This is a genomic window from Capnocytophaga sp. oral taxon 335 str. F0486 (assembly GCF_000277665.1).
GTDB lineage: Bacteria > Bacteroidota > Bacteroidia > Flavobacteriales > Flavobacteriaceae > Capnocytophaga > Capnocytophaga ochracea.
In genome coordinates this window covers 67,612-78,358 of record NZ_AKFR01000012.1, presented here as the reverse complement: position 1 = coordinate 78,358, position 10,747 = coordinate 67,612, and the positions used below count along the sequence as shown (strand labels likewise).

10 protein-coding genes and 1 tRNA gene are annotated in these 10,747 nt (G+C 39.7%); 6 read left to right on the top strand and 5 right to left on the bottom strand.

Going from position 1 to position 10,747, the window contains the following annotated elements; translation table 11 throughout:
• The 6 genes from HMPREF1320_RS02205 to cls form a co-directional block, all read left to right on the top strand.
• Positions 1 to 343, top strand: a 343-nt coding sequence (locus HMPREF1320_RS02205) for an IS30 family transposase (RefSeq protein WP_009417300.1), incomplete at its 5' end; no start/stop codon positions are given.
• A 128-nt stretch (positions 344 to 471) separates the two neighbouring features.
• Positions 472 to 1,302 carry a 1,4-dihydroxy-2-naphthoyl-CoA synthase gene (locus tag HMPREF1320_RS02200; protein WP_009417288.1) on the top strand — a complete coding sequence of 277 codons (831 nt, stop codon included), beginning with the start codon at positions 472 to 474 and terminating at the stop codon, positions 1,300 to 1,302.
• 20 nt (positions 1,303 to 1,322) lie between these two features.
• Positions 1,323 to 1,742, top strand: a complete 420-nt coding sequence (locus HMPREF1320_RS02195) for a phosphoheptose isomerase (protein ID WP_009417275.1) — start codon at positions 1,323 to 1,325, stop codon at positions 1,740 to 1,742.
• Between the two features lie 85 nt (positions 1,743 to 1,827).
• Positions 1,828 to 2,187 (top strand): hypothetical protein, encoded by a 360-nt coding sequence (locus HMPREF1320_RS02190; RefSeq protein WP_009417302.1) that lies wholly within the window; start codon positions 1,828 to 1,830, stop codon positions 2,185 to 2,187.
• A gap of 69 nt (positions 2,188 to 2,256) precedes the next feature.
• A complete protein-coding gene (locus HMPREF1320_RS02185; protein WP_009417248.1) occupies positions 2,257 to 3,030 on the top strand; it encodes a (Fe-S)-binding protein in 774 nt (257 codons plus the stop codon).
• Positions 3,027 to 4,478: a cardiolipin synthase gene (gene cls / locus HMPREF1320_RS02180; protein WP_009417259.1), complete on the top strand. Its 1,452-nt coding sequence runs from the start codon at positions 3,027 to 3,029 to the stop codon at positions 4,476 to 4,478. The genes HMPREF1320_RS02185 and cls overlap by 4 nt, the downstream gene beginning before the upstream one ends.
• A gap of 33 nt (positions 4,479 to 4,511) precedes the next feature.
• Here the strand turns inward: cls and HMPREF1320_RS02175 are convergent.
• The 5 genes from HMPREF1320_RS02175 to HMPREF1320_RS02155 form a co-directional block, all read right to left on the bottom strand.
• A tRNA-Gln gene (locus HMPREF1320_RS02175) sits at positions 4,512 to 4,582 on the bottom strand.
• A gap of 270 nt (positions 4,583 to 4,852) precedes the next feature.
• The gene (locus tag HMPREF1320_RS02170; RefSeq protein ID WP_034553891.1) at positions 4,853 to 5,374 is read right to left on the bottom strand and encodes a coiled-coil domain-containing protein; all 522 of its coding nucleotides are present in this window, start codon (positions 5,372 to 5,374) and stop codon (positions 4,853 to 4,855) included.
• 57 nt (positions 5,375 to 5,431) lie between these two features.
• The gene (locus HMPREF1320_RS02165) at positions 5,432 to 7,075 is read right to left on the bottom strand and encodes an Ig-like domain-containing protein (RefSeq protein ID WP_009417284.1); all 1,644 of its coding nucleotides are present in this window, start codon (positions 7,073 to 7,075) and stop codon (positions 5,432 to 5,434) included.
• Between the two features lie 665 nt (positions 7,076 to 7,740).
• Complete coding sequence (locus HMPREF1320_RS02160; RefSeq protein ID WP_009417286.1) at positions 7,741 to 8,916, bottom strand: M50 family metallopeptidase; 1,176 nt, start codon at positions 8,914 to 8,916, stop codon at positions 7,741 to 7,743.
• Entirely contained in the window at positions 8,916 to 10,745 is a 1,830-nt protein-coding gene (locus HMPREF1320_RS02155) for a prenyltransferase/squalene oxidase repeat-containing protein (protein WP_009417298.1), read from the bottom strand. The genes HMPREF1320_RS02160 and HMPREF1320_RS02155 overlap by 1 nt, the downstream gene beginning before the upstream one ends.
• Positions 10,746 to 10,747: the final 2 nt, after the last annotated feature.

Here is a 10,747-nt window from a genome sequence, read left to right as displayed (position 1 = left end):
GAAAGCTAAATCATTAGCAGATGAACTTATAGATATGACCTTGCCTTACAAAAACTATATAAAGACAATTACTGCTGACAATGGTAATGAATTTTCAGACTTTAAGCGAGTTGAAAAGAAATTGAACCTACAATTTTTCTTTGCTCATCCTTATAGTTCTTGGGAGCGAGGTCTTAGTGAACACACCAATGGTCTTGTACGGCAATACATACCAAAAAACACTGATTTTAAAGATATTACAGATAAAGAAATTAAAAAATATCAATATAAAATTAATAATAGACCAAGAAAAGTATTAGATTTTGAAAAACCTAAAGATTTATTCTATCAGAAAGTAATCTGAAAAATTGCACTTGATGGTGGAATGGGCGTACAAAATAATTGACAATCTACAAATTGGCTAATTGACAAATTATTACTACCTTTGCCCCTAAATAATTTTTCACTTTTCATTTCTCACTTTTCACTTATATGAATTGGATAACCGTAAAAGAATACGAAGATATTACGTATAAAAAATGTGACGGCGTAGCGCGTATCGCCTTCAACCGTCCTGAAGTGCGCAATGCGTTTCGCCCTAAAACCACTTCTGAACTCCTCGATGCCTTCAAAGATGCTTATGAAGATATCAACATAGGGGCAGTATTGCTCTCTGCCGAAGGTCCCTCCCCAAAAGATAGAGTATGGAGTTTTTGTAGTGGTGGCGACCAAAAAGCACGTGGTCATCAGGGGTATGTAGGCGACGATGGCTACCACCGCCTCAACATCCTCGAAGTGCAACGCCTCATCCGCTTTATGCCCAAAGTGGTGATTGCGGTAGTGCCTGGTTGGGCAGTGGGCGGCGGACACTCATTGCACGTAGTGTGCGACCTTACCCTCGCCAGCAAAGAACACGCTATTTTCAAACAAACCGATGCCGATGTAACCAGTTTTGATGCCGGTTATGGGTCGGCTTATCTCGCCAAAATGGTAGGACAGAAGAAAGCCCGCGAAATCTTCTTCTTAGGGCGCAACTATTCAGCGCAAGAGGCGTTTGAAATGGGAATGGTAAATGCCGTAGTTCCTCACGACGAGCTCGAAGCTACTGCTTTTGAATGGGCGCAAGAGATAATGGCAAAATCGCCTACTTCTATCAAAATGCTGAAATTCGCTATGAACCTCACCGATGACGGTATGGTAGGACAACAAGTATTTGCCGGTGAAGCCACCCGTTTAGCGTATATGACCGATGAAGCCAAAGAAGGACGCGATGCCTTCCTCGAAAAACGCAAACCTAACTTCGAAAAGAAATGGATTCCTTAACAATTTGCTAATTCAATATTATGACTGAAAAATTTACCTTAAAAGAAGATGCTCAAGGCAATAAAAATCCTATATTGCCAGAGGGAGTAAAAAACTACCTCATCGATATTGATGGTACCGTAGGCGAGGATATCCCCAATGAAGAACCCGAGCGAATGGCTACTGCCGAGGTATTTCCCGATGCCTTAGCACAAGTAAACAAATGGTATGACGAAGGTCACGTGATTTACTTTTTCACCTCACGCACCGAAGCTCACCGTAAGGTTACTGAGCAATGGCTGAAAAAGCACGGCTTTAAGTATCACGGCATCATCTTTGGCAAACCTCGCGGAGGCAACTATCATTGGATAGACAATCACATCGTAAAAGCTACCCGCTACAAGGGCAAATTCACCGATTTTGTCCTCAAAGAAGAAACCGTAGAAGTGTTTAATGATTAGTGCGAGCCGTCTTTCGCTGGCGCGAGCTTGTAGCTCGTGCCTATTCTGTCCAACTCGTCCTACAAATCTCTAATAACACCATAAAATGAAAGAAACTGTTAAAAACAAGATAAAAAAATGGTTACTTGAGATTGATCGTCAAGAAACCTTACCTAATGATATTGTTGCACTGAATTTCAACATCTCCGAACCTTACGAATTGGAGCTTATAGGCTCTTCTTGGTATGATGATGAAGACCCCGATTGGGCTTGCGAAGAAAATTTTGTGCCCGAAGACTGCTTTTTACCTTTAGATGAAATCTCTGGAGAGGTACATTGGGAACAAGCCCTCTCAATGATTACCGAAATCCTTAAAGAAATAGTAGCCGAGAACAGTATCAAACTTTTTAACGTACAACATATAGCCGTAGGTTTTGTAGACGGCGATTTAGTAATCGTAAAATAACCTACAGTTCATACTACTCATACCAAATTTGCTAATTTCCGAATTTGCTAATTTTCAAATTAGATTATTATGATCCCAACAATGGCAGAACTCTCAGCCCGTGGCGAAACCCCCGAGGTACTCTTCTGGGTAGGCTGTGCTGGTAGTTTTGACGACCGCGCCAAGCGCATTATCAAAGCCTTTGCTCACCTCTTGCAAAAAGCAGGGGTGCGTTTTGCCGTACTCGGCACCGAAGAGAGCTGCACTGGCGACCCTGCCAAGCGTGCAGGTAATGAATTTCTCTTCCAAATGCAGGCAATGACGAATATCAAAGTGCTGAACAGCTACCATATTACTAAGATAGTAACTGCTTGTCCACACTGTTTCAATACTCTTAAAAACGAATACCCTGCCTTAGGCGGACACTATGAAGTCCTCCATCATACCGAATTGCTCAAAACTTTGGTGCAGGAAGGCCGACTTACCATTGAGGACGGTGCTTTTAAAGGTAAACGCATCGTCTTTCACGACCCTTGTTATTTGGGCAGAGCCAACAAGGTGTACAATGCCCCGCGTGAACTCTTACAAAAACTCGATGCTGATTTGGTAGAGATGAAGAGTTGCAAGGCGCGTGCTCTTTGTTGTGGAGCAGGAGGCGCTCAGATGTTCAAAGAAGCTGAAAAAGGCGATAAGGATATCAATGTTTTGCGCACTGAGCAAGCCCTTGAAGTGCACCCCAATATCATCGCTACCGCTTGTCCCTTTTGTAATACTATGATGACTGACGGTATAAAGACAAAAAACAAAGAAACACAAGTAAAAGTATACGACATCGCAGAATTACTTGACAATAGTGAAAAATGAAGTTCCTTCTGCTCTATGAAATCCTCTACGTCCTACTGATAATTGCTATTTGTTTGCGCATCGTGTGGGACACCCGTTCGGTGAGTAAAGCCCTAGCGTACTTGCTCTTGGTTATCTTTGTGCCTATATTGGGGGCTATCTTTTACTTCTCATTTGGCATCAACTATCGCAAGCATAAAATATACCACAAAAAGCTCACTATCGACCAATCCTTTCGCCAGCGATTAGAACATATCTATCCGAAGATACGTGCCCATCTAAACTCGCTTGATACTGCCTTCATCACTCCCTATGAAAAGAGTTTACGCTTCCTGTCGAACATAGAAGAACGACTGTCTATTATCCCTAACGAAGAGGTGAAGGTGATATGCAACGGCGAAAACCTCTTCCCTGAACTACTCGATGCCCTACGCGCAGCAAAGCACCATATTCATATAGAGTATTACATCTACGAGAATGACCACATAGGCAATGCCATTAAAAATATCCTTATTGAGAAAGTGCGGGCAGGGGTAGAAGTGCGCTTTATTTATGATGATTTCGGAAGTCAGGGCATTCGCAAGAATATAGTAAAAGAACTCTTAGCCAATGGTGTGCCTGCTTTCCCTTTTTACAAAATCAACTTTGTAAAACTCGCTAACCGTATGAACTACCGCAACCACCGCAAGATAGTGGTAGTGGACGGTTATACCGCTTTCGTAGGAGGCATCAACATCAGTGATAAGTACAACAACGATGAGCCTAATGCTCTCTATTGGCGGGATACTCACCTAAAAGTACGAGGTTACTCAGCTCACGTATTGCAAGCGGTATTCTTACAAGATTGGAATTTTTGCAGTGAGGAAAACGTAGCTATCGATGCACCTTACTTCCCCATAGTCACACAGCCCTACCCTACCGATTATTTTACACAAATCGTCTCTAGCGGTGCAGATTCTGACCTATCTAACATTCTCTTCGCTACCGTACAACTCATCTACGCTGCCAAGCGTGAAATCCTAATTACTACTCCTTATTTTATTCCCGACACTTCGCTACAAGAAGCCCTCATCATTGCGGCACTTAGTGGGGTAGAGGTGAAATTATTTGTACCAAAAGAAGGCGACTCGGTGTTTGTGCATACGGCTAGCGAATCGTTTTTTGAAGAATTGCTAAAAGCAGGGGTAGAAATCTACCGATACGAAAAAGGTTTTGTACACGCCAAGACTTTTGTGATAGACGGCGAAGTAGCCTCAGTAGGGACAGCTAACCTCGATGCACGCAGTTTTGACCTTAACTTTGAAGTGAATGCCTTAGTGTACAACAAAGAAGTTGCAGGTGATTTGCGCAGGATTTTCTATAAGGATTTAGAAGACGCAAGTTTGTTAAGGTTAGAAGCGTGGGAAAAGCGGAGTAAGTTCAAACAACTCATAGAACGTATCGTGCGGTTGTTTTCACCCTTCTTGTAAGACAAAAAAGGCTTCCTTATAGGAAGCCTTTTGTTGGTCTACTAGGACTCGAACCTAGAATAACAGAACCAAAATCTGCTGTGTTACCATTACACCATAGACCAATCACATTTCATTTTTGCGGTGCAAAGGTACTGCTATTTTTCTAATCTGCAAATTTTTTAATAGTTTTTTTACGAAAAATAAATTAGAAACAAATAAAATACTTTATAATTAAGCAGTTAATTAGAGTTCTTTCCTAATAGTATTCTATTTTTTAACGAGTAAAAGCACTGATTCCTTCCCATTCTTCTTTCGTATTCCTTCATCTGAACTACACTCACTAAAAAGCCTCATTGCTGTGCAATGAGGCTTTTTTATAATATTTATCATTATTACCTATTAAAATAAAGTGTTAATATCAGAATTACTAATGAAGTAAAGAATCCTATAAGCCATTGTATAAAGATACGATTCATCTTAGCAAAACCGTCTTTCATTTCATTTTGTAAATCTGCTCTTAATGCTACAATCTCAGTACGCAATTGGGCAATATCTTGTTTGTATTCAGAGCGTAGCTCTGCAATATCTTGTTTGAGTTCTGAGCGTAACTCTGCAATATCTTGTTTAAGTTCTGAGCGTAACTCTGCAATATCTTGCTTGAGTTCTGAGCGCAACTCTGCTACCTCAGTATGTAACTCTGCAATATCTTGCTTGAGCTCTGAACGCAATTCGGCTATATCCATTCTTATTTCTGCTATTTCTTTATGAAATTCTGTTTTAGTTACTAAGTTATCAATATTTGCCTTTACGCGTTCATCAGTAAATTTAGAAAGATAACTGGCTAACGCTGCAGCTCCTTCCTTACCTATTTTTTCACTTACGGTATCGTATAATTGTATGAGTTCAGTTGTCATAATTCTGTGTGTATTATTTTCGGGCAAAGATAATAATTTTTATCTACATAGCAAATGCTAATTATCAATTCGCCACGTTTCTTCTACTTCCCAGTTGGCACGAAGCTCTATGAGTTGCGGGAAATACCAGACCCGCTCGGGCTGGCGTTGTTCAAGGAAACTACCTGTGTCCCACTCTCGATTAGCATTCTTATCCTCTATCAGCCGTAAGCGGAACTTACTGGGGTTTACGTTCTCGAACACATATTGCTCTTGTGGTTTTTCAACATAAAGCTCTCTCACTACTTCGGTAGCTTTTTCGTTGGTGAGTTGCAAAATAACAGGGTATTGCAGGGTCTTCTCATCGGTGTTGAGGTGTAGCTTAAAAATGGCTACTTCTTCGAGTTTTTTGGTATGTAGGTTTACTTTTAGCGTATCGTTCGTATGTCCAAAAAAGTCGGTGAGCGCATTAGGGAGTGCTTCTATGCGGTAGGTCTCGTCGTTCTTTTTATCGAATAGCACATAGTATTCTAAGCGATTAGGGGCTAATTGCGTTTTAAACGGAACAGCTATCGCCGTAGAATCTTTGCCTGCGAACACTTTTAGCTTAGTGCTATCGGTCTTTACTATGGGAATATTACTCCTAAAACCAAAGTCTTTGTACATCGGCAAATCACCTGAAAAAAGGTTCTCTATCTGCAAACTGTCGTTCTTCATTTCCTTTATACGGACTTTAAACGTATCAATTTTTTTCTGTTTTGCTACTGTAAATACCAAAGAATCCTTCTGTTTAGGACTATACCACAGGTTAAGCGTATCTTTCTTGGGGTCTTTGGAGACGATATACTTAAAATCTTTACTCACCGGTGATATGGGCTTGATGTTCACACTATCGGTTTTACCTTCGAAGCCAAACTGTATGTGGTTGCCCGCCACTTGTGTAGGGCGGTGTGCTTTATAAGGAGGCACTTCTTTAAACAAGCGCAATTTGGGGTAGAAACCTTGTGGATTCCCCTTTAAATAGGCGACGGTGATAGGTTCTTCCATAAAGGCAATTTTGTCGTCTTTGGGATTGAACAGATAGTTCGCACTCTTCTCTTTCAGCGCAATGAGTTTGTACTTGCCTTCTTTGAGGTATTCGAGCACAAAGCTATCGAGACTATCGAGCGTATTGGTGACGTAAGTAGGTTGCGTTTTGTACACGAGCGAATCGTTATACTGCTCATTATAAGGGTAGAGCATCACCGTTACAAAGTTATCGGGTTTAGGGGCAATGGCATCGGCAATATCACCTTCATACCAAAGCGAGTCAAGCGCATCGCCAGTGGAAAACACGTATTTAAAATCGGACAAAGGATTGCCTTCGTTGTAATCCTGAATACTATTACCAAAGTTCAGCACGTAGGTAGTATTGGGTTTTAGGGTATCGATAATGTTTATTTCCAACCATTTCGAAGCTGAAGTAGGCGAAATAGTAGGGAAGGTTTTCATCGGGGGGGAGATGATAAGCTGTTTGCGTACGTCTTTGGTAACCACAAACTCATCGAACTGCAAACGTATTTTCTTGCCGTGAAACTTCATTGCTCCCGACCTTGGCACCGACTGCAAAAGGACAGGTGCAGTAGTATCTTTGGGACCTCCTGTGGGCGAACCACGACGGGCGCACTGCCACAGCAGTAAGGCGATGAATATAGTGAGCAGTATAGGGAATCTATGTTTCATATAATGAGTTACAAGGTAATTTTTTGCAAAAGTAGTAAATAATTAGTGAATTGGCAAATTCAGGAAATAGAGCATTGACAAATCTATCCATTAATAAAAATGTTAATACTTGTTAAATGCTTGCGTTTTTTTCAGATTTAAGAGCTGAGTATCTTAAATCTTTTTAAAAACTATAAATATATAATAGTCAATATATTGTCTTTATTTTTATATTTTACTTTTTAGCTACTTTAACCGAAGGTAAGACGAACCTAAGGCGAATCTAAACCGAAGCTAAGGCGAAAGAAAGGCGTTAGAAAACTGAATATCAAACGGGTAAAAAAGGCTGATTTTTTTTGAACAAAATGCAGGTAAAAGTGTTTTTTTAACAAAAAAAACGCAAAGTATTTCATCTGCAAATTGTCTATTCTGTTAATTAGAAATTATTCTTACCTCGTTCCTCACAAGCTTTTCATTATTCAAATATTCAGTTTTACCTTTTAACTATGACGCTTTTGCCTTTAGAAAAACACTTTATTAAATATGTTTTTGATGAAACTGAACAAATAGCCAAACTCTGCTTATTAACGAGAAAAACCTCAAAAAGAAAGTGAGACTTGTAAGTAAAATTAGGGAGAAAATTATTTGTCGTTAGAAAAGTTCCACTAAAACCTGATAGTTAAACCCTAACCTCTCTTCTTCAACATTCCTTTTAAGAAGCTGAACAACAAATAGAAGAATAACATTGGTACAATCAGTTCGCCGAGTGACACTAAACTAATAGTAGCGTTCTTGTCCCATAAACTTTTGAGGAAATGATATAGGTTCTGTGGAAAGTTTAATATAGAATGTGGGTTTTTAAATAGCACATAATACACAAATAGTACAATAAAACTATAGCTTACTAAACCGTAGACTAATAAGAGAAAATCTATTTTCGTCCACTGTACTTTTTTACCTTTGATCATTCTGAAAACATCACCTATTTTGCGGAAAGAGTGTTGCAAAAGGTTAGGTTTATTTGTAATATCTGAGAGTATCCAATAGCCATCGCTTCTGAGAAATGGATTGAGGTTAAAAAAAGTATGTAAACAAACAATAATAGCAATGAGAGTCAGACTTATTTGTCCTAACAATAACCCTACTAATGAGAGCAAAGTACAGAAAATGATTTCAAAATACATTCCTGCACAATTTACTACCACCCGTTGCCATTTTTTGAGTCGCCATACATCAGTAACATCGGCAAAATAAACGGGAGTAAATAGGTAGAAACCACCGCCAATTCCTCCGTGTTCTGCTCCAAAATGGCTTGCTGCAGTAGCGTGCCCCAATTCGTGAAAAGTAACACTTATAGCCATTACCACCAAAAAGAAAATAACACTTTCTTGCACTTTAAAACTCTTATAGCCGTCTAAAAGTAAATAAAGCTCTGTACCTATCACCATTGCACAGACGAATAAGATAAGCCAAGCTATTTTCTTACGAAAAAGAAAATGTAGTGAAGGGGTGATTTTAGCAATAAAACGCTTGCTAAAAATGATAAAACTCAGTTTGAGATAGGAAGGTTTTTGATAAGGTTTTAGTTGTTCTTCTTCGCCTACTAAGAGTCCATACTTTGAGAGTTTGTCGTAAAAAAGAAAGTGCAGAGCGCTTACCGTAAGTTTCTTTTCAGATTGCTGGTTGTGTAGTTCACATATCTCTTGAAGAGAGCGCTCATTGTCTATGAGTGAAAGGAGGTTATAAGTGTCTTTATTGATTTTCAAATAATGCTTATGCAGAGTGTTACATAGAATAAACTCGTTATCACTGAGTTTATTGAAAGTAATAGAGGGATTAATATGTGGAATTTTGTTTTGCATTAGAAGCAAAGGGCTTTAAGAGCGTAAGCAGTAGTGAGTGTCTCGCTTTTATAAGGTTCGTACACTTTAGGTTTGATAAAGTTCATAGCTTCCCACCCTCCTGAGATATTTTGAGTAGCAAGCAATTGTTTTTGTAGGATTATAGCAGTTTCATCAGTGTTGAGCCCCACTGTTTTTAAAGTGAGTAAAGCCAATGCTATAGAAAGGGGTTCAGTAGGTATATGGTCTTTGATATGATTGACAGCACGCTGTATCTGGTTTGTATATTGCTCACCAAAGCATTGCAACAAGCGCACACAAACGTAGGTACCGTAATAATTGCCGTAATACCAACGACTCTCCCAATAACCTTCTTCTTTTTGTTGAGAGAATAAATAACTAATTCCTTTTTGGATAACAGACAAATAGGCTTTTGGGTCATAAAGATAGAGTGCATACAAGAAGTTAGCTACTACCTCCACATCGGGACCTGTCCCCCATTTGCTTTCGTTGAAATACTGTTGCTTTTGCTGTAGAGGTGTTAGGTTGTGCTTGGGGAGTATCCACGTTTCAATGCCTCCATTCGCACAACTTCTACTATTGATAGCAGTATCAATGGCTTTTTGACAGTGCTTAGCAATCTCATCTTTTTTGCCAATATGAATAAAGAACTGCATTATTTGCGCCAAATCGTCAATATCAGGAGCTATTTCTTGTACGGTGGGGAAGTATTGCCAAGCGCCTACTTCGGGATTGATACGCTCCATAAAGTAGTGGTATTCCTCCTCAAAGAAAGATGTAATGGGCAACTGGTATCTTTGAGCAATAGTGTACAAGCAATCGTCTAATAGTGCACGCTGGAAAGTATCGGAGGTATGTACCTGACAAGTGTTTTCAAAGCCTTCGGCATTACCTAAGTACATAGTATGTTTCAGCTCAGCGTAATGCTGACGGAAATCTTGCTCTATAAAATCCAAACCTTTGTGTATGCTCTCTTCTTTTACTGCCGAAAAATTGAAAAAAAGGGCAGTGTTTCGTTCTTTTTTAAGAGCAAGAGTAGTTTTTAGCACAGCCAAATAACCTTCGGTAGTTTCCAAATAGCTTTGTATAGTGCTAATCATCTGCTCAATAGTTTGCAACCACCCGCTGGGAATATTCAGCTCAGTTACTACAGCTTTTGCCTTTTCAAACTGCACAATAGCTTCTTTTAGCAAGTCTTGTCCCACGCCTTTTACAAACAAATATTTGTGAAGAGTGTTAGGTTCGTGTTGTGCTTCTGCAAAATCTACTTTTTGTTGTAACTGATAGACCGCCCAATTGAATTGCCCACGGCGTACATCACGTGCAAAATCCTTTACATCGTCATAAAGCTGAAACCCTACTGAAAAATAGCGATGCGATAATAATAATTTTTCGTACACAGCCTTGTTTTGAGTGTTGCTTTGTACCCAAAGGCTATCTATAGCTATTTTGCCAAAAGCCGACTTGTCATCTGCTAAGCTACTGTATTGTTCAAACGATACCTCAGGGGTAGTAAGCAGGCGTTTTTCGGTTTGTATAGTCTTAAAGTACTCCGCTTTACGCTGTTGCCATAGTTCCCAAAAGGACGATTTATAACCGTAAATACTCGTGAGGATTTTAATTGTTTCCTCTTGCAAGGCAAGCATTTCCACCAATGCTTTTGTATCGCCCTCATCTACTAAGGCGTCTAAACAAAGCACCGCATTGTAATAGGTATAACCTGCTTTGCAGAGCAAGCGCAAGGTTTCAGCACTTACAGTAGGAAAATAAGCGCAAAACAATGCAGGGTAATGCTTGTAAAACTCTGGAGATTTCTCGGTGGTGGGCATTA

What these genes read in the sequence shown, in the direction of transcription:
- HMPREF1320_RS02160 (WP_009417286.1), bottom strand. Translation starts at nt 8,916, where the DNA reads ATGCAAAACAAAATTCCACATATTAATCCCTCTATTACTTTCAATAAA.
- HMPREF1320_RS02170 (WP_034553891.1), bottom strand. Translation starts at nt 5,374, where the DNA reads ATGACAACTGAACTCATACAATTATACGATACCGTAAGTGAAAAAATA.
- HMPREF1320_RS02195 (WP_009417275.1), top strand. Translation starts at nt 1,323, where the DNA reads ATGACTGAAAAATTTACCTTAAAAGAAGATGCTCAAGGCAATAAAAAT.
- HMPREF1320_RS02190 (WP_009417302.1), top strand. Translation starts at nt 1,828, where the DNA reads ATGAAAGAAACTGTTAAAAACAAGATAAAAAAATGGTTACTTGAGATT.
- cls (WP_009417259.1), top strand. Translation starts at nt 3,027, where the DNA reads ATGAAGTTCCTTCTGCTCTATGAAATCCTCTACGTCCTACTGATAATT.
- HMPREF1320_RS02185 (WP_009417248.1), top strand. Translation starts at nt 2,257, where the DNA reads ATGATCCCAACAATGGCAGAACTCTCAGCCCGTGGCGAAACCCCCGAG.
- HMPREF1320_RS02165 (WP_009417284.1), bottom strand. Translation starts at nt 7,075, where the DNA reads ATGAAACATAGATTCCCTATACTGCTCACTATATTCATCGCCTTACTG.
- HMPREF1320_RS02155 (WP_009417298.1), bottom strand. Translation starts at nt 10,745, where the DNA reads ATGCCCACCACCGAGAAATCTCCAGAGTTTTACAAGCATTACCCTGCA.
- HMPREF1320_RS02200 (WP_009417288.1), top strand. Translation starts at nt 472, where the DNA reads ATGAATTGGATAACCGTAAAAGAATACGAAGATATTACGTATAAAAAA.